This is a genomic window from Aurantiacibacter suaedae (assembly GCF_005434915.1).
GTDB lineage: Bacteria > Pseudomonadota > Alphaproteobacteria > Sphingomonadales > Sphingomonadaceae > Alteraurantiacibacter > Alteraurantiacibacter suaedae.
The window spans coordinates 198,708-223,342 of the sequence record NZ_SKCG01000001.1; the positions used below are offsets into that span (position 1 = coordinate 198,708).

Genomic DNA, 24,635 nt, shown 5'->3' on the forward strand with positions numbered 1-24,635 from the left:
AAGAGGACCGACATATAGTTGGGGCCGTCGCTTCGCCGGGTACTCAAAGCGACACCTCGCGCCTGATGAGCATTCCCACATGCTCTCGCACGTTGTGCCCGGTTGAATGCAGTTTCGCGTTCACGAAGAACAATTGCGCTATGGCGGGCAGGGCAAGCTCGCCGGGCTTACCGACCGGACCAACGCCGGGGATGGTTGCATAACTCGACATCTTCGTTCCTTTCTGAACGTCCCGCCAGCCATTAGCGGCCACCGGGTGACTTGAAGGCGGAACTGAAGGAAATGGCGCATCTCATGCGCCGTTGACCGTCGATTGCGACTGGTAGCCATTCATCAAATGGGCATGGCCCGGGCCAAATACAACCTCTGGCGGCCATATCCGAGTTGGAGGCGGCTTTGGCGCGCACGCTCGGCCCGGTGATTGCGGTCACGCTCGTGGAACGGGAGCAGATCGGCACGGTTGGCGTTGGGGGGAATCGATGACCGCGCCGCTGGTGAATTTCAACCATTTGCTCGATATCCCTGAGGCCGAGTTGATGCGCGCCGCGCAGGCGACCTTCAAGCTGGGCATCGCGTTCGAAAACTGGAAAGACGTTGGCCAGTCCTATTTCCCTTCGTTCGGTGGCGCTTTGGCACAAGATAGTTTGAGGGCTTGAGATAATGAGACGGCGGCGCCAGGCGGTGACGATCAAACATGTGGCTGCAGATGCCGGCGTTTCGCTGCAAACGGTCAGCCGCGTGATCAACGATGGCCCCAATGTGCGGCCCGAAATGCGCCAGCGGGTGCAGGCCTCCATTGAGAAGCTAGGCTATGTGCCCTCCATCGCCGCGCAGCGCATGAGCGGTTCGCGGTCATACATGATCCTCGCCCTGAACGATCGCGAACGCACCATTGCCGACTGGAAATTGCGTCAGGGTACGGACTGGGTCGATCAGATGCTGCTTGGCGGGATGCTCGAATGCGCCAAGCACGGGTTTCGCATGATCGTCGAACTCGTCGATACGCATAGCGACCATATCGAGCGCGAGCTTGGCGCGGCCATCGCGGCGCTTCAGCCCGATGGCGTCATTCTCACGCCGCCTCACTCCGAGAACGAGCATCTGACTTTCCTTCTCGACCGCGAAAAAATTCCCTTTGCGCGCATCGGCTCGCGCGGCCCCGGCCCGGGCATTTTCCTGACGATGGATGACGAAGGCTCGGCACGCGAAGCAACCGAGCATTTGTTGGCACTCGGGCACAAGCGGATCGGGTTTATTGCCGGGCCGGAGGAATACAGCCTCAGCAATTGGCGCATCGACGGCTGGCGCAGCGCCTTGGAAGCGGTGGGCTGCGACTCAACCCACCTGTGCGAGCGCGGCGATTTCGGCTTCGCGTCCGGCTTGATCGCGGCGCAAAGGCTGCTCGATCTGGATGACCGGGCGACCGCGATCATCGCCAGCAGCGAGCAGATGGCGCTCGCTACACTTGAATTGGCGCGCAAACGCGGACTCGAGGTTCCGCGCGACCTGTCACTGATAAGCTTCGACAACACCCCGGTGGTGCGCTTCACCCATCCTCCTCTGACGGCCGTCGATCAGCCTATTTCCGAGACGACTGCGCGCGCGGTCAAACTGCTGATCGGGGCGAGCAAGGGCGACAAGTTGCCGGAGGAGACGATTGTGGTCAGCGGCAAGCTGGAGACGCGCGGATCGACCGCGCCGCCACCTGCGCCAGTCGGTTCAACATCCTGTTCGGCTGGCTGAGCAGTCTGGCGGGCAATCGGCGCGGCTGGGTGCTGGGGGGCAGCACAGGCTTCGGGATCGAGAGCAATGGCGCATTTACATTCGAGATTGCATCGGTAAGCCTTGGAGATCTGCCGGAGGGCACGGCCTGCGCCTTGCAAGTCGTGCTAAAGAGCGCCTCGGCTTGAGGCTTTTTGGTCGTGAAAGCAGAATAAAGACCGGTCGCCAAAGAGCGACGCCAGTGGAGAGGACGAGCGCAAATGGCATTGGCACCTGGGGTATCTTCGAGCACCGATCCGCAACCGGTGGTGGAGGACAGCCCGCCCGTGAACGCGCCGGGGCTGCAATACTTCGTCTTCGGCCTGTTCTTCATTTTCGGCGGAATCACCTCGCTCAACGATGTGATAATCCCGAAGCTGAAGGAGCTGTTCACGCTCTCCTACTTCGAGGCGAGCCTCGTGCAGCTGTGGTTCTTCATCGCCTATGCCGTGGTCGGGATTCCCGGTTCGAAACTGGTGAAGCGCGTGGGCTACATGCGCGGCGCTGTGGTGGGGCTGTTGCTGATGATCGCAGGCTGCCTGATGTTCATCCCGGCTAGCCAGACCGCCATCTTCGGCATGTTTCTGTTCGCCTACTTCGTCCTCGCAAGCGGCGTGGTGATCGTTCAGGTAGTGGCCAATCCGCTCATCAGCCTGCTTGGGCCGCCCAGCACGACGCATAGCCGCCTCACCTTCGCGCAGGCGTTCAACTCTGCCGGCACGACGATCTTTCCCTATTTTGGCTCTATGCTCATTCTCGGCTCGCTGGCGCTCGTCACGGCAGACCAGCTATCGGACGCGGAGCTGACCGCCTATCGCCAGGCCGAAAGCCAGGCGATCGTGAACGGCTATCTTGGCCTCGCTGCCGCCATCGCGGTGGTTGCGGCCGTCGTCTGGATGTTCCGCAACCGATTGAAGGGCGAAAAGCACGAGGCGACCAGCCTCGCCGAAGGGCTCGGCCTGCTCAAGCGGCCACGGTTTGGATACGGCGCGCTTTGCATCTTCCTCTATGTCGGCGCCGAAGTCGCCATCGGCAGCTTCATTGTCAGCTATCTGATGCAGGCTAGCGTGCTTGGCCTGCCCGAGCAGGCGGCGGGCAAGTTGCTATCGGTCTACTGGGGCGGGGCGCTGCTGGGGCGCTTCATCGGCTCGGTGGTGATGCGAATGGTGAGCCCGGGCAAGGTGCTGGCGTTCAACGCTATTGGCGCCATTGCGCTCATCCTCATCTCGACCAACACCACTGGCGTGTTGTCAGGCTATTCGCTGCTTGCGGTGGGGCTGATGAACTCGATCATGTTCCCCACGATCTTCGCGCTGGCCTGCGAGAAGCTTGGCCCCAAGGCGGCGGACGGTTCGGGAATCCTCAACGTTGCGATTGCGGGCGGGGCGGTTATCCCTGCGCTTTACGGCCTGCTGGCAGACGGGATCGGCCTTGCCGGTGCTCTGGCCATTCCGGCCCTGTGCTATGCGATCATCGCCGGGTTTGGCATTTTCGCCCGCAAGCCGGTGGATGCTGCAATAGTCTAGTTATAGATAACATTGTCATTCTTCACCTTGCTCCCCTCCCCTTGGGGAGGGGCTGGGGGTGGGGGCTCGACACTCAACTGGCGTGGAACCCCCATCCCAACCCTTCCCCAAGGGGAAGGGCTTCGCGCGGTTATCCCGCTCCGGCTGGTGTAGCTAACGCTTGGCCTTCTCGAACAGGTCGATCAGTTCGCCGAACTTTTGCTGCTGTTCTTCGGCATTCCCGCTCGCGATGGCTTCGGCCACGCAGCAAGCGGCATGGCGCTTGAGGATCTCGCTTTCCGCACGGCTGAGCGCGGCCTTGATCGCCTGCATTTGGGTGAGAATGTCGATGCAGTAGCGGTCGTCTTCCACCATCTGCGCCACCCCGCGCACCTGCCCCTCGATCCGGTGCAGGCGGTTGACGATGCGGGGACCGGTGGCTGTTGGCACGTTTGACATTCCCTTTGATGCAATACCCTCGGGGGTATCTTGCAATACTCCTGGGGGGTATATATGTCGCCGGGCGAAGGAGTTGCAAGCCCGATGTCCGACTTGATGCTTTCCCGCCGCCGAATGCTTGGAGCAGGCGCGCTTGGCGCAGGGGCGCTGGCCATGCCCGCTTGGGCGCGCGGAGCGGACCTGCACGGCGGGATGATCCGCCATGGCTTCGACGAGGTATCCGGGCGCGACATTGCCCTCACCATCGGCGAGGGCCACAGGTTGGTGCAGGGGCGCAGCGGGCACGCGGTTGCGGTGAACGGCAGCATTCCGGGGCCGCTGGTGCGTCTGCGCGAAGGCGAGCCGGTGCGCATTGCCGTCACCAACACGCTCGACGAGGATAGCTCGATCCACTGGCACGGGCTGTTGCTGCCGTTCCAGTATGACGGGGTTCCCGGCATCAGTTTCCCCGGCATCCGTCCCGGCGAGACTTTCGTCTACGACATACCCGCGCTGCGCCAGAGCGGCACCTACTGGTGGCACAGCCACTCAGGCTTGCAGGAGCAATCAGGGCACTATGGCCCGATTGTAGTCGAGCCCGCCGCTGCCGACCCGGTGCAGGCAGATCGCGATTATGTGTTGCTGCTCAGCGAATTCACCCCGCTGCATCCGCACACGATCATGGACAAGCTCAAGAAGGGCGAGGGCTACTTCAACTATCAGCAGACCAGCTGGACCGACGACTATCCGTTGTCCGCCGAGGACCGCCGGATGTGGGGCCACATGCGCATGATGGCGACCGACATTCTCGACGTGACCGGCTCGACCTACACCTATCTTGCCAACGGACGAGGGCCGGAGGAGGGGATGGAGTATCTCTTCACCCCCGGCGAACGGGTGAGGCTGCGGATCATCAACGGCAGCGCGATGACCTTCTTCAATGTCCGCATTCCGGGCGTGAAGTTCTGGGTGGTCGCCGCCGATGGCCAGAATGTGCGTCCGGTCGAGGTGGAAGAATTCCAGATCGGCACGGCGGAGACTTACGACATTATCGTCGAGCCGACCGGCGAAGCGCAGACAATCGTTGCGGAAAGCATGGACCGTTCGGGCATGGCGGTCGCGACGCTGGCTTCGCGTCCGGGCGCGCGGGCGAGCGTTCCGGCGCTGCGTGATCCGCCGCTGCTGACGATGGCGGACATGGGCATGAACCATGGCGACATGGCCGGGATGGATCATTCGGCCATGGATCACGCCGCGATGGGGCACGACGTGCCTGCCGAGGAGATGTCCGATATGGACATGGGTGGCATGAACATGCGCGATACCTCGCTGCTGCCGCCTGACGTGAAGGTTGGCCCCGGCATCGACATGGTATCGATGAACCCGCTCGACCGGATGGGTGACCCTGGCCTCGGCCTCGACAAGGTTCCGCACAAGGTGCTGACATACAAGGATCTTGTGGCGCTTGTGCCAAACGATGACCTGCGCCGCCCGTCGCGGCAGATGGAGATTCATCTGACCGGCAGCATGGAACGCTACATGTGGTCGTTCGACGGCAAGAAGTTCACTGCCGTCAGCGACGATCCGATCCGCTTCGCCTATAACGAGCGGGTGCGGGTGAAGCTGGTGAACGACACCATGATGGCGCACCCGATCCATCTGCACGGGCACTTTTTCGAGCTGGTCAACGGCGCGCCCGCCGACCGTCAGCCGCAGAAACACACGGTGATCGTCCAGCCCGGCGGCAGCGCCACCTTCGACCTCACCGCCGACGAGGAAGGCGACTGGGCGTTCCACTGCCACCTGCTCTATCACATGCATTCGGGGATGTTTCAGATCGTGACCGTCGCGCCGCGAGGGTCTGAGCCGGATGTGCAGCGGGTGGGAGAAGACTGATGCGTGTGCTTGCTGTCATGCTCCTCGCCAGCGCCACCACCCCTGCCTTCGCGCAGGATCACTCGGGGCATTCGATGCCTCCTGCCAAGCCTGATGCCCAGACCGAATGCGAGCAAGAGGTCGCCGCGCATCGCGCGATGGGCCATGCGGTGCCAAAGGGCTCTTGCCCCCCTGATACGCCTGCTGAGCACATGGGCATGGATCACTCGCAGATGGACCATTCGCAGATGGACCATAGTGCGATGGGGGCAGCGCCAATTCCGCAGACCCCTCCGCCCGCCGCAGCAGGCTCGGGGCCGGCGCGCGCTGCCGATGCGATCTGGGGTGCCGAAGCTATGCGCACCTCGCGGGAAGCTCTGGTGCGCGAGAATGGCGGCATGAACGTGCTTTGGTTGCAGGGCGATCGCCTCGAATACCGCGCACGTGAAGGCCACGATGGCTATCTGTGGGATGTGCAGGGCTACTACGGCGGCGATATCGACAAGTTCTGGTTCAAGAGCGAGGGCGAGGGCACCTTCGGCGAAGAAGCGGAATCGGCGGAAATTCAGGGGCTGTGGAGCCACGCGATCGGGCCGTGGTTCGATTTGCAGACCGGTATCCGGCAGGATCTCACCGGCCCCGAGCGCACCTATGCCGTTCTCGGCGTGCAGGGGCTGGCCCCCTACTTGTTCGAAGTCGATGCGGCGGCTTTCCTCTCGAACAAGGGCGATCTGACCGCGCGTGTCGAAGCGGAGCTGGACCAGCGCATTACGCAACGCCTGATCCTGCAACCGCGCGCCGAGGCTAACCTGTCGGCTCAGGACGTGCCCGAGCTAGGCATCGGGGCTGGCCTCAGTTCGATGGAGCTTGGCCTGCGACTGCGCTACGAATTCGCCCGCGAGTTCGCGCCCTACGTCGGGGTCGAGCAGGAATGGAAGCTGGGCGGGAGTGCCGACTATGCTCGGCTTGCTGGCGAGCAGACTGGCGTGACCAACTACTTAGCGGGTATCCGCTTTTGGTTCTGAGACATGTTCGGCGCGGCAACTCGCCGCTTACGGCTTGCCGCCCTTCCACACCTGTACTTCGCCCGCATCGGCATCGATCCGCAGCCAGTCGCCGGTTTCGATATGCTCAACCGGGTCGATATCGAAATCGGTCATGCTGGGAATGCGCAGCACCACTGCGCCAAGCGCCGCCTTGGTGGTGGTGATCGTGAACAGCATCCCGATGGGAGATGCGCCTGCGAGCTTGCTGGTGTGAAACACCGCCGACCAGCCCGATGAGCCCTTGGCCCCCGGAAACACTAGGATCTTGCCCGCAAAGCTCACCCCGCGCAGTTCGTGGCGGCTTTCGATCACTTCGCCCTTCATCGGGTTCACACCGCCCCAGCCGGAAATCGTCTGCTTTGTCGCGAGGGCTTCGCCTTCGACCACACCGCCAACCACCTTGCGGCCGCGGATCACGATGTCAGGCTTTCGCGTTGTCGTCGTAGCCATCAGTTCAACCCTCCGTTCCAGCGGCCCGTGCAGGCGGCATCGATGCAGTCCTGCGTGGTGCCGAACCAACCTTCGATACCCATGATCGCGGGCAGGTAGTGCGTCTGCTTGGCGCTGTCGAAAGCGGCCACCTTGGTCCCCGGCGGCACGGCCTGACTGATCGCCGAGCAGGTGTCGGTCATCAGCTTTGCGCCAGCGGCGGCGAGGATGCGGTCGTAGCCCGAAGCCATCGCGGTGGCCTTCACCGCGCGACTGGTGAATATCCACAGCTCGGTGTTTGCGTGGACCTTGCGCCCTTCGAGCATCCGCGCCGCATCGGCGATCTGGTCGATCGAATAGTGCGGGCAGCCGAGCATGATGTAGTCGACATCGCGGCTGCTGCCGATTGCGTTCAGCCGTTCGTAAACCTCCGCGCGCTCCTTCGCGCCATAGGTTAAGGTCTCGCCTTTGTCGGACCCGCCGAAAGCCACTTCGCGGGTGGGCGCCTCGGGGGTGATACCGACCATATGGTACATCTCGACCCCGCCCGACGAGGCTGCCGCCGCGCCGAAGTGCTTGTGCTTGATCAGCGCCGCATCCGAGATGTCGCCCGAGAGCACGGGGATCGCATCCTCCACCGCCGCGCCGGTGTAATAGCCGAGCATCCCCCATTCGAAAATCGAATCGACCGGCACCTCGACCTTGATCGCGTGCTGGCCCTTGCGGAAAGCATCGGTGTGAAAGCCCCAGTTGGGAATGCGCTTGGCCAGCATGGCGGCGCTGGTGCTCTCGCGGCCCTCGCAGTTGGTGCGCCCACCAATTACCGAATTGCAGAACACCACCGCGCTCGATTCCATCCATGCGCAGTGTTCGCCCATTACCGGCACATTGCCCGCGAGGTAGGGCGTGCAGGTCTTCATCACCTGGATGCCGTGCGCGGCGACTTCCGCCTCGTCGCTGCGGAAGTTGGCGAAGGCCTCCTCGGTCATTCCCTGTTCGCGCCACAGCTCGGGGTCCATCCCGCCTTGCAGATGGCATGAGAAACCGTTCATGCGCGGCACGTCGACCACCTCATCGGAATCGAGATCGAAGCGCGAGAACACCGCGCGATAGTCGCCGCCGTCTTCCTTGTAGTAGTCCTTCACCCACTGCGGCGAAGAGCCGGGCACCCCGGCGATATTGTTGCAGTAGACGAAGTCGGGCGCGTCGAGCGCTTCAGCATAGCGGATCAGCAGGTCCATCGCCTTGGCCACCGCAGCGCCCTCGGCCCCGTCGCGCATGGCTTTTTCGGTATCGGTCAGACTTACCATTTGGGTTCTCCCCGGGTGTTGGCCATGTCGATCAGCACCGCACCGGTGCTCATTTCCTGTACGTCGCGGCGATACATGCCGAGCCAGCCATCGGCGGGCACGGCGAATTCTTGGCCCGGGCCGGGGCGGGCGGCCAACTCCTCGGGCGGCACCATAACGTCGATACGCCGCGCCGCCACGTCGATCTCGACCGGGTCGCCGTCGCGCACCAGCCCGATGGGGCCGCCGACCGCGCCTTCGGGGGCGACTTCGGCGATGGTCAGGCCCTTCAAGCACAGGCCCGAGAGCTGCCCGTCGGTGACGAAAGCCACATCCTTGGCAAGGCCTGCCGCATCAATCGCGAACAGGATGTAGGAGGCACCGCCGCCCATCGCCGGTCCGCCCTTGAGGCCTTGCCCGCGCAGCACGAGTACATCGCCCTTCTGCACCTTGCCGCTGGTGATGCCTTCCATAGCCGCGGCCGTGGTCTCGAACACGCGGGCAGGGCCGGAGAAGGCCTCGGGCCGCGAGCCGTCGCGGATGCCCAGCTTCACCACCGCGCTTTCCGGAGCGAGCGAGCCCTTGAGGATCGCGATCGAGGGTCCTTCCGAAATCGGGTTAGCCAGCGGGCGGATGACTTCCTCGTCGGCCACGGCAACTTCGGACAGGTCATCGGCCAGCGTCTTGCCAGAGGCGACGGTGACCTCTGTGTCGAGCACAGTTTCGAGCTGCTTCATCATCGCGCGCGCGCCGCCTGCATCCTCGAATTCCTCGATCCGGCGCGACCCGCTTGGGCGGATCGCAGAGAGAGTAGGCACCACGCGGCCCATGTCCTCCCAGATCTGGAACAGGTCGATGTCGAGCCCGCCCTCAACGGCGACCGCCTGTAAATGCTTGATCGCATTGATCGAGCCGGAAACGGCCAGCACCATGGCGGCAGCATTGCGGAACGCGCCTTCGGTCATGATCCGGCGCGGGGTTAGCCCTTCGTGAACCATATCGACGATCCGCGCGCCTGCCTCGCGGGCATAGGCGAACATCTTGTCCGAATTGGCGCGCACCGGGGCCGAGCCTGCCACGCACATGCCCAGCGCCTCGACCACGCAGTGCATGGTGTTGGCGGTGGCCATGCCCGCGCAGACACCGGGGCCGCGCACGGCCTGCTTGGTCATCGCATCGACCGAGTGCTTCATCTCGCCGCCGAGCTTCTCGCGCACGCCGCCGGAGAACAGGTCTTCGATGTCGACATGGTCGCCGTCGATCATGCCGGAGGCCTGATAGCCGCCGATCACTAGGATCGTGGGGATGTTCATCCGCATGGCTGCCATCAGGTGGCCGGGAGGGGTCTTGTCGCAGGAGGTGAGGCAGACCATCCCGTCAAGCAGTGCGGCTTCCACCTGCGCCTCGATATCGTTGGGGATGAGGTCGCGCCCGGCGAGGATATAGCTGCCCTGCCGCCCGGCTCCGGTGATGAAGTCCGAGGGCGCGGTGGTGCGCACTTCGAAGGGTACGCCGCCAGCGGCGCGGATAGCCTCCTTCACTTGCTTGGCGACGCCATCGAGATGTGCGTAGCACACGGCCAGCTCGGAGGAAGAATTGACCACCGCGATCTTCGGCTTTGCGAGGTCTTCCTCGCTGAGGCCGAGCGCTTGCCAGTGCGCGCGGCGGACGGGGGAATTGGCGGCGAGGCTTCTCAAGGTCATACGAGGCTCCTTTCCGGGAGAATGTCTGGTGTGGCGGCGGCCTTGCGGCGGCGCGAAACGGTGGCGCCGATGCCGATGGCGCACAGGGCGAGAATGGCAGGGCACACGGCGAGGATGGCAAAGGTGCGCACGGCAGGCAGTCCGCTGGCGAGCACAAAGCCGCCCACGATCGGCCCGGCAATGCCGCCGACTTTCGCCACCGAAGTCGCCCAACCGCCGCCGTTGGCGCGGATCGCGCTCGGGTAGAACACGCCCGCAATCGACAGGATGCCGAAATGAGCGCCCGAGACGAGACTGATGGCAATGCCGGAGACGATCAGGAACACATCCTGCCCCATCGCCACCACACCGCTCACCAACAGCAGCGGAAACGCGATGAGCGGATAGAACGCCACCGAGTATGGTCCACGCCGGTCGGTGAACTGCATCAGGGCGAGGCCGAGCGCTGCCCCTGCTACCGAGGTGATCGAGCCGACATAGGCGGCCGTGTCGCGGCTGAATGCCAGCGATTCGTAGACGATCGGCCCCCAGTTGGAGGTGAAGTAGACCGCCATGGTGCTGGCCGTGTAGCCGAGCCACAAGAGCGGTGTGAGCCAGACAAGGTCGCCCTTGAACAGCTTGCCCACGGTGAAGTTGCCGGTGTCACGCTGCTCGTCACCGAGCACGAAGCGGTCGGATGCAGTGGCGGCGAGGTCAGGTTCGAGCCGGTTGAGGATCGCCGCGACCTCGTCGTGCCGCACATCCTTGGCGACAAGGAAGCGGACCGATTCGGGCAGGGTGAAGAACAGCAGCACGACGATTGCGAGCGTGCACAGGCCGCCGAAGAAGAACACCCAGTGCCAGCCATGCACGGGAGCCAGCCATACGGTCACCGGCCCGGCGAGCGCCGCGCCGAGCGAATAGCCCATCATAATCACGGTCACGACGCTGGAACGCATCCGCTTGGGCACGAATTCGATATTCAACGCCCAGACCAGCGGCAGCATTCCGCCAATGGCAAAGCCATCGAGGAAGCGCAGCAGCATCAGCGCCTCGTAGCTCTGGGTGAGGCCAGTGGCGAAGGTGAGAATGCCGAAGGCCAGCGCCGAAGCAATGATAGCGCGGCGGCGGCCGAACTTGTCGCCAATCCAGGCAAAGGCAAAACCGCCCAGCATCATGCCAAGCAGGCCTGCCGAGAACACATTGCCCAGCATCACCTCATCAAGCGCCAGCTCGTCGCGCATATAGGGCGCGGTGTAGCCGATCATCATCATGTCGAACCCGTCGAACACGGTGATCAGCCACGAAACGGCCACCAGCATCAGGTTGAAGCGGGTGAACCGCCGCTGTTCGATCACCTCGGCGACGTCGATCTTTCGGGGCAGCTCGGTCATCTGGCGGTCTCGATCCTGTCAGGGCGCGGGCGCGCGTGATGAGGGCCGAAAAGGCATCGGCTAGTGGGCGAGGGGCGGGGCATGAAAGCGGGTCTTGCAGTATGGGGTCCGGCCGGGCCCGTTGTAGGCCCGGCCGGTGGGGGGATCAGGTTAGAAGCGGGCACGCACCCCGCCTTTGAACATCCGGCCAACCGGATTGAACAACACGTTGTTGCCCGCGCCGTTGGCTCCCGGGAAGGTCGGCGGATCCTGGTCGAAGACGTTGTCGATCCCGGCATAGATCTCGAAGCTCTGTCCGGACGCCGGAAGCAGGCGATAGGTCGCCATCAGATCGACATAGGTGCGCGAGGGAAGCTCGTTGATGTTCACACTGTTCGGGTTGTCGAACGAGAAATCGGGATCGCCGGGGGCTACGAAGGTGGGGAAGAAGAAGCCCTTGTCGATCCAGCGCACATGGGTGTTGAGTGAGAAGGCCTCGCCGATATCGAGCGCGATGTTGGCATCGAGCGTCCAGTCCGGCGCGCCCGAGGGTGTGCCGCCGCGCAAGCCGGTTTGCCCGGCCCGTTCGGTCGCGCCCACCGAATCGTAGGTGATCAGATCCTTCACGTGGTTCGCGAGCAGCATCACCGAGAGCTGGTTGGCATCGCCCAGCGGCTGGCGATAGTTGAGCTGGAAATCGATCCCGCGTGCCACGAGCTGGTTCACGTTCTGAATCGTGTCGGTGATATTGGTGACGTTGTTGCCTGCATCGCGCGTGACCAGCGAGCACGACAGCGTGTCGCCATCCTCGCAGCGCTGCACGATATTCTGCTGACCCAGCGTTCCGATCGCGTTCGAGATGTCGATGTCGTAATAGTCGATCAAGGCGCGGAACTGGCTGAGGAAACCTCCGGTAGGCTGCAACACAATGCCGGCGGTGAAGGTGTCGGCCACTTCGGGGCTGAGGTTGGGGTTAGACCCCTTGGTAATCGGCACAATCACCTGCACGCCGCCATTGCCGACGTCGGTGAGGATACCGGTGGTGGTGGTCTGCGGGCCGAACAGCTCGGGCACGTTGGGCGCGCGAATATCGCGCGAGCGGGTGACGCGCATACGGACCGCTTCGGTGGGCGCCCAGGTCGCGCCAAGCTTCCAGGTGGTCGCATCGACCGAGGAACTGTCGGCGAAAGCCGAGGAGCGGTTGTAATGCGTCTGCCGGATCGCCCCGCTGAGGCCAAGTTCCTCGGCAAAGGTCACGCCGCTGAGCAGTGGCACGTCGACTTCGGCATAGCCTTCGACCACCTCGACCTTGCCCGAGATGGCAGAGCCGTTACCGGCGTTGAAGAACCCGCCAGCCTTCGAAATGTCGTCGGTATCGCCGCTGAGGTCGTCGCTGCGGTATTCCCCGCCGAAGGCCACGCCTACCGGGCCGCCAGGCAATTCGACAAGGCTGCCGGAGATGTTGGCGGCAACGATATGCTGGGTCGTCACGCTGGTCTGGAAGCCTTCACCGGTGACGTAATCCACCGCCTGGGCGAAATTCGGTCCCTGGCCATAGCCGAACGGGTTGAGCGGAACGCAGGCCGGATCGTCGTTGGAGGGATCGGCATCGGCGTTCACGCGGCACACGGCCTCACCGCCAACGCTGGTCGCATCAAGCGCCTTCACGATGTTGGCGGTGATCGTGTTGTTGGTGAGGTCCGAACGGAACGAGTTGCGGCCATACTGATAGTAGGCGTCGGCAGCCCAGCCATTCCCAAGTTCATACTCAAGCCCGGCGACCACGCGGAACACGCGGTTTTCCGCCGAAATCTGAGTGGGGCCGACATCGTCGAAGCCCTTGCCGAGGGTGAAGCTGGTGGCACCGGAACTCGCCAGGATCGTCGGAATATCGAGCGTCGGATCGCTTGAGCGCGGGATGAACGGGTTGTCGTCCTGTATGGTGATGGCAATGCTGCGATAGGCGGTAGAGCGATGCTGCCCGTCGGCCCCGGCCACGGTCACGCCCAGCTCGAAAGAAAGGTCATCGCTGGCTTCCAGCGTCAACAGGCCCATCGTTGCGTAGCGCTCTGTGGGCGAGACAATCGGGAAGTCGAAATAGGGGTTCTCTTCCGCCGGGGTGCCGGTTTCGCCGCCGACCATCCAGATGCGGTTGGCATAGGAGCCGAACTGATATCGGCGGGGCGTCCCGTCGTTGTTGAATGTGATCCCGTCAATCGGCCGCAACACCGGCACGTCAACTCCGGTGAAAGCGCTGGCGGGCGGGGTGGTAATGCCCTGGAAATCCGCGCTCCAGGTGGCGGCATTTGGCAGGATGTTGGACGCCGGACGATCGGGCGACTGGCCAGCCGCCAACGGATTGCGCCCGATGATCGTCATCCCGTTCACGCACCATTCGCGTTCGCGGCAGGCATCGATCCCGTCGGATTTTTCCCATTCGCCGCCAAGCACGAGGTGAACGTTGGAGCCGATATCCCAGCCGCCTGCCGCGCCCACCTGGCGGGTGAGATTGTCGTTCCGGTTCGAGATGCCGAACTGGGCGTTCGCCTTATAGCCGGTGAAATCGCGATCCAGCACCAGATTCACAACGCCAGAAACCGCGTCAGACCCGTAAACCGCCGAGGCACCGCCGGTCACCACGTCCGCCCGGCTCAGCAGGATCGAGGGGATCATGTTGGTGTCGACCGTGCCCTGCGAGGTCGAGGGGACGAACCGCTTGCCGTCCACCATAGTCAGCGTGCGCACCGCACCGAGGCCGCGCAGATCGAGGATGCGGCCGCCGATGTTGAGGCCGGGGCCGGGGTTAAGACCTGAGGTTGCCGGAGTGGCCGTGGCGGAGAAGCTGGGCAGCTCGTTCAGAGCATCGCCAAGATTGGTGATGCCGCGCTGTTCGATCTGATCCGAGCCCAGCATCGTTACCGGCGTGGGCTGCTCGAAGCTGGAACGAATGCGCGAGCCGGTGACAACGATAGTGCCGCTGTCGTCGCCTGCCGAGGAATCCGGCGCTGCCATGTCTGCTGCCTGGTCCTGTGCCTGCGCTCCGTTGGAAAGCCCCACCGCTAGGGCGAGCGCGCAAGTGGTCGCCGAAAAGACATTGGCCTTCGTCATCATATCTCCCTTTCCCACTGTGATCGTGGCTTGTTGGGACACGGGATATGCGCCGTTGAATGGGCCGACAATATGCCATAATGAGACGCCAGCATTCGCGAAACACGAATAATGAGGGTTGCGTTATGGATACGCTGGTGAACATCCGCACCTTTCTGATAGCCGCGCGCCTAGGCAGCTTCGCGGGTGCGGCTCGGGCCGAGCGCGTTGCGCCATCGGTGGTGTCGAAGCGGATCGGCCAGCTGGAGCATCAGTTCCGTGTAACCCTGTTTCACCGCTCAACCCGCGAAATATCGCTGACGTCGGACGGGGGCAGGTTGCTGCCGCAATGCCAACGCCTTCTGGCGCAGTATGAGGAGATCGCCGAGCCCGAAACTTCGGAAACGGTACGGGGGCATTTGCGCATTGATGCGCCGGGCACGGTGACCAGCCGCATCTTCGGCCCGCTGTTCGGTGAATTCATGCAAATGCATCCGGGCGTGACGATCGACTTGCGGCTGATCGACCGCCTGAACGATCAATTCGATCAGGATTGTGACCTCACCATCGGCGCGCGCCCGTCGACCAGCGGCCAGATCGTCGACATCCCGCTGATGCCCTATGCCAATGCCACCTACGCCAGCGCCGCCTATTGCGAGCAGTTCGGTGAACCGGACCACCCCCATCGGCTGACCGAGCACAGCTGCCTTGCCTCTTTGCTCTATGGCAATGTCTGGCATTTCTACAGCGAAAACGGCGATTTCGCCGTCACCGTGCAGCCGCGCTTTCAGGTGAACGACGCGCTGGTGCTGCGAGAGGCCGTGCGGCAGGGGCTGGGGATTGCCGTTCTGCCCTCCATTCTGGTTACAGACGATGTGGCAAGCGGCGAGTTCGTAAGGCTCTTGCCCGACTTTCGTCCGCTGCCGCTGTGGCTCAAGGCCATGGTACCCAGGCAGCGAATGCTGAAGCCTAACGTGCGGGAACTGATTGCCTTTCTGCAAGCCCGGCTGACGACGGCGCAGGATCATTCGCCAGTGGACCTGTGGAATGTGCTGCCCCACGCGCAGCAACCCGAATTCCGATAATCGCGTGCCTATCGGAGAGAGGCGGACGGTCTACGCTCTGCCGTAAAACAGGTTGGAGAAGGATTGCTCAACCAGCCGTTCGAACGTTCGCAGTGGTTTATGGGGAAGCGGATTGGCTGTCGTATTTCCAAGAAGCGCGGTCTCGGTGTCGATGTCCGTAAAGCCACAGGTTGCGACACCGTGAAGGCTGGCCAGTTGCTCGCACACTTTGTCGAACCGCCGTTTCACCACAGAATTGACCTGGCTTCGGTCGCGGCTCAGCAGTTCGAAGCTGTGCGAGACGACGATCAGGTTTCTCATTCTGGTATCGCGCGCGTGCTTGCTTGCGGCAAGGATTTCGCGTGCGCTGAGGGCGGTAAGCTGGCAGTGCCGCGTTGCCCCCCTGGCCGCCTCAATGCAGCCAATCGGCATTTCGATGGTGCCATGGTGGCGGAGCGGACCGACGGTGTCGCTACCAAGCGAGATTTCGCAATCCGAGCGGGCTATTCCGGGGCAATGACTGGTATCGATCGGAATCCCGATTTCGCAGAGCGCGCGTAGGGTGTCGTCGTCGGCGCCATAGTTGCCGGCCCGAAATGCAGTCGGTCGCGGAGCCCCGGCCGCGACCAGTATGTCGCGCGCTCGAGACAGGAGGATGCACTGTTCTTCGAACGGGAAATCCTTGATATTGCGGCCTGTCTTTTGCCCTAGCGGATTGTTGGTGCCTGCGAATTGAAGCCATTCCGGATGCAGGTGCAACTGCACCTCGTGCCCCCGGCTGACAATCGGTTCGACGACATCCGCAATCGCTTCGGCACCCCACACCAGCCCCGGCATAGGGTCTACGAAGAAGACGCCCTTGAGGCCGTGACGGTCGAACCGGTCCATCTGATAGGCGATGCCCACGCTGCCGCTTTCGGTTTCGCAGGAGATGGATCTGGCGAAATTCTCCGCCCGGCATGAGACGCCCTTCCGCGCAACCATTCCGGCGGAATATTCGGTGTCGATGGTGATCAAGACATTGGTCATTCGGCCGTCCATGGCTCGGGTTCACACAGGGGTCTTTTGGCGATGGCTGGCAACGATCATGCCCGGCTTCGTTCCCATTGACGTGCCAGACTGCGGACAGATTCCTCTATCCTATTCAGACAGGTCGGCAGATATTCGGGCGCAAGCTTGTAGGGGTCATGCAGGTGAGGGAAGGGCGGCCGGGCGTATGTGCCCAGCAAAGCCATCGGGGTTGCTTGAAAGGCAGGGTCGCTCAACATTTTGCGCAGGTGCCGCGTTTCCATGGCCAGCAGGTAGTCGCCTTCCTTTATGGCGAAGTCCTCTTTCGCGGTGGTCCGGTGTGCGCTGAGGTCGATCCCGCGCTTGCCTGCTTCCTCGATCACCAGCGGGTGCGCCATTTTGCCGGTTGCGGTCGATAGGCCGAACGAGGCGACTTCGAGCCCGGCCTTTCGGCCGACGACGTCTGCATAGGCGCTCCGGCAAATGTTGCCGTGGCACACGAAGACGAGCCGCCTTGCCTCACGCAGGGCAATCTTGTGCTGACCGTCAAATCCCGACGCCACTTCGAGGTAGGAAAGGGCAAGCCTGACCGCGCCTCTCGATGTCCCGAAATTCGAAGCGATGAAGTGTTGCATCAGGCGTGGTCCGTCAGAGTGTCTGGTCGTGGGAGAAAGAGGCGAGGGACTTGTGTTATCTACCTGCCGCCAATCGGCTGAGAGCGTTGCGGAGGTCGAGCAGGAATGGCTTCGGATCGTGCCACGAGAAGATGTAATAGCGCACGGATCTATCGAAAAAGTCACCGATGAAACCAAGCAGGAAGCTGGCCTTGTCCTTCAGGGAGTGGCTCCCCAGCACGACATCGCGCAGGTTCTTGAGCTCGGGTGCCATATAGCGGGCCTTGCAGATCTGGTAGTCGGGTTGCTCGTGTACTTCGGAACTCTGCAAGAAGGCGTGGCGATAGGTTTCCCAGGCAAAGTGCGCCCCTGCTGCCGTCGCGAGCGGCAGGCTCCCCCAGAACCGTCCGTTGATCTCCATCAGGCGCGCAGTGCCCCTGCGCGGATCGAAGCGATATTCCACCATGGCCGGCCCGGACCATTTAAGTTCGCACAGCAATTGCTCTGAAAGCGCGCGCAGCGCCGTGTGTTCGGACAGCGGGACGGCCTGGCACAGGCTCGAAACCCCGCCGGTCAGCGGCCATTCGCGCAACCGGCGGTGCTGAAAGCGTAGCGTTGCCTCGCCATCGACAAGGTGGAACATCTGCCCGAGCCCGTAGCCGGGGCAATATTCCTGAAACAGAGGCCACCTTCCCAATGGCGCGAGGCTTTCCAGATAGGCTTCGACCTCATCAAGGGAGTGGAAATAGCGGACCTTCTCGAATTCAAGGCCAACAGCCTCGAGATGGGGCTGGATTGCGAGCGGGTTGCTCCACTTCGCAACAAGCGGGAAGGCCAAATCGGCCGCTTTGAAATCGGCGATGTCTGGCCGCTCGGGTTGAAAGGTCCATGGGATGGTGAGGCCAAGGCTTGCAGCCTTCGTCAAGAGTGTGGACTTGTTCAGCACCAGATCGAGCGTATCCCCGTCGGGCGCTGCGATTCGAAACGGGTGTGCGACCTTGTTGAGCTCGGCGAGCGCGACGAGATCGTTCTCGCTAATCGCCATTACCGCGTCTATTCCGAAGTTATCCGCCAGCTCCGGCAGCCAGCTTGCGAGAGCGCCAGCGGGCCTTCGCACGGCCTGCGTTGCATAGCGGCTATATTGGAGAAAGGAGCTGGCATCTCTCGTGATCGCCACGATGGGTACGCCGCGCGCTCCGATCTCGCGCATCACCGCGAGGGAGATAGGGCTTTCGGAACAAACCAGACCCAGCTTTGGAGGGGGCGGAACCACGCTGACCTCTCAGCCCCGCGCCACCACCGTTGAACGAGGCACTAGCGAGAAGATAGCCGATAGTGCGTTCAGGCCGGCTCCGAAGACGTTGATTGCATCGTTCATCTGCGACTTCCTTGAAAGACCAAGCTCTGTACGGGGCGAGAGGTTTATAGCTCTGCACTGCTTTATGAACGGTGAGCAACCTCAACAATCCGCGAGATCAGCGCGGTATCGCAGCAACGCCGATTGTGCGGCGGGTCGCACTCGTTGCGGGCCTCCTTGTTCGCCTTCGCAATGGCGAGGTCTTGCAAATTCATGACGAATTTGCGACCTCGCGCGGCTTCCAAGGGCCCTCATGCCGGGGGCATCGCAAGGGATACTGATCGATAATGCCCGGTTACGAGGCTATGGCCCAACGCAAGTCCACGCGATTGAAGCAGAAAATGCGCAATTTCTTCGGCGCCTGGGGCGTGTTCTTCCAGGGCTTTGTGGAGCATCCGGTGATGGTCGGCTCGATCATCCCTTCCTCCCGCTACACGATCAGGAAGATGCTCGGCCCCGTCGACTGGGAGCGGTGCAAGCTGTTCGTCGAATATGGGCCGGGCGTCGGCACCTTCTGCCGGCCGGTGCTCGACAAGCTGCCGCGCGATGCCAGCCTGATCGTGATCGACACCAACCCGCTCTACATCGACTATCTCAACCGCACCATTCAGGACAGCCGCTTCATCGCCGTCCATGGTTCGGCGGAAGATGTCGAGCAGATCATCCGCGCCCATGGCCACGACCATGCCGATTATGTGCTGTCGGGCCTGCCGTTTTCGACGTTGCCCGAGGGGCTCGGCCCGCGCATCGCCGCGGCGACATACCGTGTGATCCGTCCGGGCGGGGCTTTCCTCACTTATCAGTTCAGCAAGGCTGCTCATAACCTCACCGCGCAGCATTTCGACCGGGTGGACAGTGGCTTCGAACCGCTCAACATTTTGCCGTGCCGCCTCGCCTGGGGGTGGAAGAGTGCGCCAATGGTCCGCTCTTCCGAAGACTAGAGGCGCCCCCTCACGGTAGGTCTGGCTCGCGCCGCGCGACTGGCGTGGACGCCGCTATTCGGAATCGATACCCTCTGGGGCCGAGGGCTGATGAGTCTCGGCCTGCGATACCTTTTTGACTGGCTTGTCGGTCGCCCCGGTTGCGGGGTGGTTTAGATTAGGGCGTTGCCGCCTGCGCTGGCCGATCTCGCGATCTTTTCGGAACAAGCCGCCAAAGGGTTCGTAAATAAATGCTTAGAAGTACGGAATGATCGGCTGCTGTTGCGGAGGCTCCATTCCAGATACAGATTTTACCCGCAGGAAAGGTCCACTTTGCCCTACCAGCCGCTGTCCGAATACCGCGCTCTTATCAGAACCAACCACTTCGCCGACGAGCAGATGTTGCTCGATCAGCTAATCGCCAGTCATGGCCCGTCGCAGGAGCAGCGCAAGGCTATCGGCGAGCGCGCCTGGAGCGTGATCGACCGGGTGCGCAAGCACACCAAGCCGACGATGATGGAAAGCTTCCTTCAGGAATACGGTCTTTCCACCGAGGAAGGGCTGGGCCTGATGACGCTGGCCGAGGCGCTGCTGCGTGTGCCCGACAGCGAGACCGTGGACCGGTTGATCGAAGACAAGATCGTGCAGGCAGAATGGGGCGATCACTTCGGCCGTTCGGATAATGCGCTCGTGAACGCTTCGACCATGGCGCTGGGCCTGACCGCGACGTTGCTCGACGATCCCGAACATGCCGGGCCGCTTTCCGCCGTGCAGAACGCGGCCAAGCGCCTTGGCACGCCAGTGGTTCGCGCATCGGTGCAGCAGGCGATGCGCGTTCTGGGCGGGCAGTTCGTGCTTGGCGAGACGATCGAAGAGGCGATGAAGCGGGCGCGCAAGTGGGAAAAGCAGGGCGCAACCTACAGTTACGACATGCTCGGCGAGGCGGCTGTTACGGCCAAGGACAGCGAAGTGTTCTTCGATGCTTACATGCATGCGCTCGACGAGATTGCCAAGGCCGCCACGTCCGATGACATTCGCGATAATCCCGGTCTGTCGATCAAGCTTTCTGCGCTTTATCCGCGCTATGAAATGAGCCAGCAATCGCGCGCCATTCCCGCGCTGGCCGAGCGGGTCAGCATTCTGGCGCGCAAGGCTGCTGAGGCGAATGTCGGGCTCAACATCGATGCCGAGGAGGCCTATCGTCTGGGCCTCTCGCTCGACCTGATCGAGCTGGTTCTGGCCGACCCGCGCCTTGCCGGCTGGGACGGCTTCGGTGTGGTGGTGCAGGCTTTCGGCAAGCGCGCCAGCTTCGTTATAGACTGGCTTTATGCTCTTGCGACGCAGCTTGATCGCAAGATCATGGTGCGGCTGGTAAAGGGCGCCTATTGGGATAGCGAGATCAAGCTTGCGCAGATGAACGGGGTGGAAAGCTTCCCCGTCTTCACCGCCAAGTCGGCCACCGATATCAGCTTCATCTGCTGCGCCAACCAGCTGCTGGACAAGACCGACCGCATCTATCCGCAGTTCGCTACCCACAACGCGCACAGCGTCGCCGCCATCATGGAGCTGGCCGGTAACCGCCGCGACTTCGAATTCCAGCGCCTTCACGGCATGGGCGAGGGGCTGCACGGCTTCCTGCTGAAGGATCGCGACGTGCGCTCACGCGTCTATGCGCCCGTTGGCGCGCACCGTGAGTTGCTGGCCTATCTGGTGCGCCGCCTGCTCGAAAACGGTGCGAACAACAGTTTCGTGGCCCAGCTTTCGAACCCGCAAGTGCCGACCGAAGACATCGCCGCGGACCCGTTCGAAACGCTGGCCGCCGATCGCGAGAAGTCGAAGGAAAAGGTGGTTCCGCCATCGGATATCTATCTGCCTGAGCGCCTCAATTCGCGCGGCTACGATCTGGCGGTGCGCGAGCATCTGAACCGGTATCAAGAGCTGCGGATGCCCTACGCGGAGAAGATCTGGCGCGCAGGCCCGCTGACGGCGGACGGTCGTAACGATGGCCAGGAGATCACAGTCCACAATCCGGCCATGCCGGAAAAGTTCGTGGGTTATGTGATCGAAGCGAATGAAGAGACCGTCGAACATGCGCTGGCTTCGGCAAAGCCTTGGGATGCCACCCCGCAAGAGCGTGCTGAAAAGCTCCGCCGCATCGCCGATCTTTATGAGGCGAACGAGGGCGAATTCTATGCCGTGCTGACCCGTGAGGCTGGCAAGAGCCCGGTCGATACAGTCACCGAGCTGCGCGAAGCGGTGGACTTCCTGCGCTACTACGCCAGCCAGTGCGAGACGCCAGAGCTGGCCGGGCGCAAGCCGCGCGGTGTGATTGCCTGCATCAGCCCGTGGAACTTCCCGCTCGCGATCTTCACCGGACAGATTGCTGCCGCACTGGCAGCAGGCAACGGCGTGATCGCCAAGCCCGCCGAGACGACGCCGCTGGTTGCCTTCATGGCCACCCGGTTGTTCCATCTGGCCGGTGTTCCCGAAACGGCGATTCAGCTCCTGCCGGGCACGGGCGCCAAAGTCGGCTCTCTGCTCAGCGGCGACCCGCGTATCGATGGGGTGTGCTTCACCGGTTCGGTCAACACCGCGCACGTCATAAACCGTAGCATGGCCGACGCGCTGTCGCCCGATGCCCTCCTGATTGCCGAAACCGGCGGTTTGAACTCGATGATCGTCGATAGTTCGGCCTTGCCAGAGCAGGCGGTGAAGGACGTGATCACCTCGGCCTTCCAGTCTGCCGGGCAGCGCTGCTCGGCCTTGCGGATGCTCTATGTCCATCAGGACGTGGCAGAGCAGTTCATCGAGATGCTATCGGGCGCGATGGACGAGCTTTCGGTGGCCGACCCGTGGTACCACTCGACCGATGTCGGCCCTGTAATCGACGCCAAGGCGCACGAATCGATCAGCGAGTACGTTGCCAAGGCGAAGGCCGAAGGGCGCCTTATCAAGCAGATCGACGCGCCCGAGGAAGGCCACTTCGTCGGCCCCGCAGTCATCCGCGTGAATGGCATCAACGACCTCGAACGCGAAGTGTTTGGCCCGGTGCTTCACCTCGCTCTGTTCGGTAAGCAGGAGCAGTTGCAGGACATCATCAACGATGTGAACGGGCGCGGCTACGGCCTTACCGCCGGGCTTCATACGCGCATCAAGCGGCGGCAAACCTTCATTTCCGACCGGATTCACGTCGGCAATATGTACGTCAACCGTAACCAGATCGGGGCGGTGGTCGGCACCCATCCGTTTGGCGGCGAGGGTTTGTCAGGAACCGGCCCCAAGGCGGGCGGCCCGCACTATCTGCCGCGTTTCTATGTCGATGAGATCGCCAATGATCCGGTGAAGGCAGGGCGCGAGGTTTCGCTTGAGGAACTGAACGCGGCGCTTGCAGAGCTTCCCGAAGCGCCCAACCGCAAGATTGACGAAACCGAAATGCCGGGTGCGACCGGCGAGAGCAATTGCCTCTCGCTACATCCGCGCGGGCCGATCCTGTGCCTTGGTCCCGATGGCGAACAGGCCATGCGTCAGGCGCAAGAGCTGCGTGAACTGGGCTGTCCGACGTTGGTCGTGGCACCCGGAGCATCCGGAGAACATGCGATTGACGGGTTCGTGAATCGTGAATTGCTGGCCGAAGCTGCGCCGCTCAAGGTAGTGGTCAGCTTCAGCAATACCGAGGACCGCAGGGCGATCCGCAAGGCTCTGGCCGCTCGCGATGGTGCGATTGTGCCGCTCTTCACCACGCCGGACTTTGCCAGCCGGTGCCTGGTGGAGCGGCACATCTGCATCGACACCACCGCCGCCGGCGGCAACGTGTCGCTGCTCAGTTAGCGTTTCTCGTCGGGGAACGGTTCGAACTTGGGCTGCTCAGTCGGTTCGGGCCGTTCCCACGGCAAATGGCGTTCATCCAGCGTGGTGAGGTTGTTGCTTTCGACCAGCACCGCGCGGGAATGATAGCCGAGCAACTGCTTCACCGGCATGTTCACGTTGCGCACGAGGATTTCTGTTTCCTCGGAGGTGAAGTCGCTCATGCCGCGTGCGCGCTCCTTGCCATCTTCGTCATAGATGTGGATCACGTCGCCCTTGCTGTAAGAGCCTTCGATCCGGATCACGTCTTCGCGGTGAACGCCGCGTTCGCCCGCATCGATCTCATCGGCAGCGCTGCTCTCGATTACAATCGACCCAGCGATGTGCAGCCGCTCGGATAGCCAGGCGTGCCAGGTTGCCAAAGGCTCCGAATGGGCAAGGCAAATGGTGCGCGGACGCTCCCCGAACAATGCCGAGGAAATCGGGCTGTCCGCTTCGCCATTGGCGATGATGGTGTGACAGCCGGAATTCTGCGCCATGTTGGCAGCCTGCAGCTTGGTCAGCATTCCGCCCGTGCCCAAGGTGCTCACACCCTCGGTCACCGACAGATACTGGCTCACGTCCTGCACTTCTTCCACCAGCTTGGCATCGGGGTTCGACGGGTCCTGATCGTACAGCCCGTCGACACTGGTGAGGATGATGAGATGCTCTGCCAGCACCATCTGCGCGACCTTGGCGGCGAGCCGGTCGTTATCGCCCACCCGAATTTCCTCGGTGGTGATGGTGTCGTTCTCGTTGATGATCGGCACGATGCCGGCCTCAAGCAGGCGCACCAGCGTGTTCTTGGTGTTGAGGAAGCGCGAGTGAATCTCGAAATCGCCCAGGGTCACCAGAATCTGCCCGATGTTGAGATCGTATTCGTGGCCGATCTGCTTGTAGGCGTTGAGCAGCAGCGGCATCCCGCAAGCTGCGGAGGCCTGCTTGTCGCGCAGTCCTGCTTCTTCGGGGGTGACGCCCATCATCTTCATGCCAAGTGCAACAGACCCGGACGAGCACAAAAGAACTTCGTAACCCTGATCACGCAGCAGCGCGAAATCTTCCATTATTCGCTGCATGAATCCCCAGCGCGGGGTCAAACGGGTCTGATCCGTAAGAAGACTGGATCCGATTTTTACGACGATCCTTTTGCGAGCCATAGAACAACCAAGTATTACTTCGGGACAAGGGCGAGATATTTGAAAGATTAATTTCGGTGTGACCGGCAGGTTTTACGTATCGTGTTGCCCGCCGTTCTGACGGCAGACCATATAGGGGAAGGTCAGTTTCTCGCAAGGCACTGTCTGGGTAAATTGGGCCGATACGCCTGCAATCTCGCTGAGTCGG

At 62.5% G+C, this 24,635-nt stretch carries 19 protein-coding genes; 8 read left to right on the forward strand and 11 right to left on the reverse strand.

Annotated elements, in window-relative coordinates; genetic code table 11:
• Window positions 1-43: 43 nt before the first annotated feature.
• Entirely contained in the window at window positions 44-211 is a 168-nt protein-coding gene (locus E0473_RS15345) for a hypothetical protein (RefSeq protein WP_161981463.1), read from the reverse strand.
• 268 nt (window positions 212-479) lie between these two features.
• On the opposite strand from E0473_RS15345, the gene E0473_RS15785 reads away from it, so the two are divergent.
• The 3 genes from E0473_RS15785 to E0473_RS01000 all read left to right on the forward strand — a co-directional run bounded on the left by E0473_RS15785 (window position 480) and on the right by E0473_RS01000 (window position 3,287).
• Window positions 480-656: a tryptophan 7-halogenase gene (locus tag E0473_RS15785; RefSeq protein ID WP_421721759.1), complete on the forward strand. Its 177-nt coding sequence runs from the start codon at window positions 480-482 to the stop codon at window positions 654-656.
• Window positions 657-660: 4 nt separating this feature from the next.
• The gene (locus E0473_RS00995; RefSeq protein ID WP_137679007.1) at window positions 661-1,743 is read left to right on the forward strand and encodes a LacI family DNA-binding transcriptional regulator; all 1,083 of its coding nucleotides are present in this window, start codon (window positions 661-663) and stop codon (window positions 1,741-1,743) included.
• A gap of 239 nt (window positions 1,744-1,982) precedes the next feature.
• Window positions 1,983-3,287 (forward strand): sugar MFS transporter, encoded by a 1,305-nt coding sequence (locus E0473_RS01000; RefSeq protein ID WP_137679008.1) that lies wholly within the window; start codon window positions 1,983-1,985, stop codon window positions 3,285-3,287.
• A gap of 153 nt (window positions 3,288-3,440) precedes the next feature.
• Here E0473_RS01000 and E0473_RS01005 read toward each other — a convergent pair whose 3' ends face one another.
• A complete protein-coding gene (locus E0473_RS01005) occupies window positions 3,441-3,725 on the reverse strand; it encodes a metal-sensitive transcriptional regulator (protein WP_137679009.1) in 285 nt (94 codons plus the stop codon).
• 84 nt (window positions 3,726-3,809) lie between these two features.
• Here E0473_RS01005 and E0473_RS01010 point away from each other — a divergent pair, with 84 nt between their 5' ends.
• Together E0473_RS01010 and E0473_RS01015 are read left to right on the forward strand one after the other, a co-directional pair.
• Complete coding sequence (locus E0473_RS01010; protein ID WP_241657273.1) at window positions 3,810-5,600, forward strand: copper resistance system multicopper oxidase; 1,791 nt, start codon at window positions 3,810-3,812, stop codon at window positions 5,598-5,600.
• Window positions 5,600-6,604 carry a copper resistance protein B gene (locus E0473_RS01015; RefSeq protein WP_137679010.1) on the forward strand — a complete coding sequence of 335 codons (1,005 nt, stop codon included), beginning with the start codon at window positions 5,600-5,602 and terminating at the stop codon, window positions 6,602-6,604. Before E0473_RS01010 ends, E0473_RS01015 begins: the two co-directional genes overlap by 1 nt.
• Before the next feature lie 27 nt (window positions 6,605-6,631).
• On the opposite strand, the gene E0473_RS01020 is transcribed toward E0473_RS01015, so the two are convergent.
• From E0473_RS01020 to E0473_RS01040, 5 genes are all read right to left on the reverse strand, one after another.
• Window positions 6,632-7,075, reverse strand: a complete 444-nt coding sequence (locus tag E0473_RS01020) for an aconitase X swivel domain-containing protein (RefSeq protein WP_137679011.1) — start codon at window positions 7,073-7,075, stop codon at window positions 6,632-6,634.
• Window positions 7,075-8,364 carry an aconitase X gene (locus E0473_RS01025; RefSeq protein ID WP_137679012.1) on the reverse strand — a complete coding sequence of 430 codons (1,290 nt, stop codon included), beginning with the start codon at window positions 8,362-8,364 and terminating at the stop codon, window positions 7,075-7,077. The genes E0473_RS01020 and E0473_RS01025 overlap by 1 nt, the downstream gene beginning before the upstream one ends.
• Window positions 8,358-10,046 carry a dihydroxy-acid dehydratase gene (locus E0473_RS01030; protein WP_137679013.1) on the reverse strand — a complete coding sequence of 563 codons (1,689 nt, stop codon included), beginning with the start codon at window positions 10,044-10,046 and terminating at the stop codon, window positions 8,358-8,360. The genes E0473_RS01025 and E0473_RS01030 overlap by 7 nt, the downstream gene beginning before the upstream one ends.
• Window positions 10,043-11,419 carry an MFS transporter gene (locus tag E0473_RS01035; RefSeq protein WP_137679014.1) on the reverse strand — a complete coding sequence of 459 codons (1,377 nt, stop codon included), beginning with the start codon at window positions 11,417-11,419 and terminating at the stop codon, window positions 10,043-10,045. The genes E0473_RS01030 and E0473_RS01035 overlap by 4 nt, the downstream gene beginning before the upstream one ends.
• A gap of 150 nt (window positions 11,420-11,569) precedes the next feature.
• Window positions 11,570-14,509, reverse strand: coding sequence for a TonB-dependent receptor domain-containing protein (locus tag E0473_RS01040; RefSeq protein ID WP_137679015.1), 2,940 nt, complete (start codon window positions 14,507-14,509; stop codon window positions 11,570-11,572).
• Between the two features lie 122 nt (window positions 14,510-14,631).
• Between E0473_RS01040 and E0473_RS01045 the strand changes: the two genes are divergently transcribed.
• Window positions 14,632-15,570, forward strand: a complete 939-nt coding sequence (locus E0473_RS01045; protein ID WP_161981465.1) for a LysR family transcriptional regulator — start codon at window positions 14,632-14,634, stop codon at window positions 15,568-15,570.
• 30 nt (window positions 15,571-15,600) lie between these two features.
• Here E0473_RS01045 and E0473_RS01050 read toward each other — a convergent pair whose 3' ends face one another.
• The 3 genes from E0473_RS01050 to E0473_RS01060 are packed head-to-tail and all read right to left on the reverse strand — an operon-like array spanning window position 15,601 to window position 18,381.
• Window positions 15,601-16,578 carry a polysaccharide deacetylase family protein gene (locus E0473_RS01050; protein WP_137679017.1) on the reverse strand — a complete coding sequence of 326 codons (978 nt, stop codon included), beginning with the start codon at window positions 16,576-16,578 and terminating at the stop codon, window positions 15,601-15,603.
• Between the two features lie 56 nt (window positions 16,579-16,634).
• Window positions 16,635-17,192 carry an arsenate reductase/protein-tyrosine-phosphatase family protein gene (locus tag E0473_RS01055; RefSeq protein WP_137679018.1) on the reverse strand — a complete coding sequence of 186 codons (558 nt, stop codon included), beginning with the start codon at window positions 17,190-17,192 and terminating at the stop codon, window positions 16,635-16,637.
• Window positions 17,193-17,247: 55 nt separating this feature from the next.
• Window positions 17,248-18,381, reverse strand: a complete 1,134-nt coding sequence (locus E0473_RS01060) for a carboxylate--amine ligase (protein WP_137679019.1) — start codon at window positions 18,379-18,381, stop codon at window positions 17,248-17,250.
• Between the two features lie 488 nt (window positions 18,382-18,869).
• Here E0473_RS01060 and E0473_RS01065 point away from each other — a divergent pair, with 488 nt between their 5' ends.
• Both E0473_RS01065 and putA read left to right on the forward strand, forming a co-directional pair.
• Window positions 18,870-19,469: a class I SAM-dependent methyltransferase gene (locus tag E0473_RS01065; protein ID WP_241657274.1), complete on the forward strand. Its 600-nt coding sequence runs from the start codon at window positions 18,870-18,872 to the stop codon at window positions 19,467-19,469.
• A 312-nt stretch (window positions 19,470-19,781) separates the two neighbouring features.
• Complete coding sequence (putA, locus tag E0473_RS01070; RefSeq protein WP_241657275.1) at window positions 19,782-23,276, forward strand: bifunctional proline dehydrogenase/L-glutamate gamma-semialdehyde dehydrogenase PutA; 3,495 nt, start codon at window positions 19,782-19,784, stop codon at window positions 23,274-23,276.
• Here putA and proB read toward each other — a convergent pair.
• On the reverse strand, window positions 23,273-24,448 hold the full coding sequence (proB, locus tag E0473_RS01075; protein WP_137679021.1) for a glutamate 5-kinase: 1,176 nt from the start codon (window positions 24,446-24,448) through the stop codon (window positions 23,273-23,275). The genes putA and proB overlap by 4 nt on opposite strands.
• Between the last annotated feature and the right edge of the window lie 187 nt (window positions 24,449-24,635).

What these genes read in the sequence shown, in the direction of transcription:
- E0473_RS15345 (WP_161981463.1), bottom strand. Translation starts at nt 211, where the DNA reads ATGTCGAGTTATGCAACCATCCCCGGCGTTGGTCCGGTCGGTAAGCCC.
- E0473_RS15785 (WP_421721759.1), top strand. Translation starts at nt 480, where the DNA reads ATGACCGCGCCGCTGGTGAATTTCAACCATTTGCTCGATATCCCTGAG.
- E0473_RS00995 (WP_137679007.1), top strand. Translation starts at nt 661, where the DNA reads ATGAGACGGCGGCGCCAGGCGGTGACGATCAAACATGTGGCTGCAGAT.
- E0473_RS01000 (WP_137679008.1), top strand. Translation starts at nt 1,983, where the DNA reads ATGGCATTGGCACCTGGGGTATCTTCGAGCACCGATCCGCAACCGGTG.
- E0473_RS01005 (WP_137679009.1), bottom strand. Translation starts at nt 3,725, where the DNA reads ATGTCAAACGTGCCAACAGCCACCGGTCCCCGCATCGTCAACCGCCTG.
- E0473_RS01010 (WP_241657273.1), top strand. Translation starts at nt 3,810, where the DNA reads ATGTCCGACTTGATGCTTTCCCGCCGCCGAATGCTTGGAGCAGGCGCG.
- E0473_RS01015 (WP_137679010.1), top strand. Translation starts at nt 5,600, where the DNA reads ATGCGTGTGCTTGCTGTCATGCTCCTCGCCAGCGCCACCACCCCTGCC.
- E0473_RS01020 (WP_137679011.1), bottom strand. Translation starts at nt 7,075, where the DNA reads ATGGCTACGACGACAACGCGAAAGCCTGACATCGTGATCCGCGGCCGC.
- E0473_RS01025 (WP_137679012.1), bottom strand. Translation starts at nt 8,364, where the DNA reads ATGGTAAGTCTGACCGATACCGAAAAAGCCATGCGCGACGGGGCCGAG.
- E0473_RS01030 (WP_137679013.1), bottom strand. Translation starts at nt 10,046, where the DNA reads ATGACCTTGAGAAGCCTCGCCGCCAATTCCCCCGTCCGCCGCGCGCAC.
- E0473_RS01035 (WP_137679014.1), bottom strand. Translation starts at nt 11,419, where the DNA reads ATGACCGAGCTGCCCCGAAAGATCGACGTCGCCGAGGTGATCGAACAG.
- E0473_RS01040 (WP_137679015.1), bottom strand. Translation starts at nt 14,509, where the DNA reads ATGATGACGAAGGCCAATGTCTTTTCGGCGACCACTTGCGCGCTCGCC.
- E0473_RS01045 (WP_161981465.1), top strand. Translation starts at nt 14,632, where the DNA reads ATGGATACGCTGGTGAACATCCGCACCTTTCTGATAGCCGCGCGCCTA.
- E0473_RS01050 (WP_137679017.1), bottom strand. Translation starts at nt 16,578, where the DNA reads ATGACCAATGTCTTGATCACCATCGACACCGAATATTCCGCCGGAATG.
- E0473_RS01055 (WP_137679018.1), bottom strand. Translation starts at nt 17,192, where the DNA reads ATGCAACACTTCATCGCTTCGAATTTCGGGACATCGAGAGGCGCGGTC.
- E0473_RS01060 (WP_137679019.1), bottom strand. Translation starts at nt 18,381, where the DNA reads ATGCGCGAGATCGGAGCGCGCGGCGTACCCATCGTGGCGATCACGAGA.
- E0473_RS01065 (WP_241657274.1), top strand. Translation starts at nt 18,870, where the DNA reads ATGCGCAATTTCTTCGGCGCCTGGGGCGTGTTCTTCCAGGGCTTTGTG.
- proB (WP_137679021.1), bottom strand. Translation starts at nt 24,448, where the DNA reads ATGGCTCGCAAAAGGATCGTCGTAAAAATCGGATCCAGTCTTCTTACG.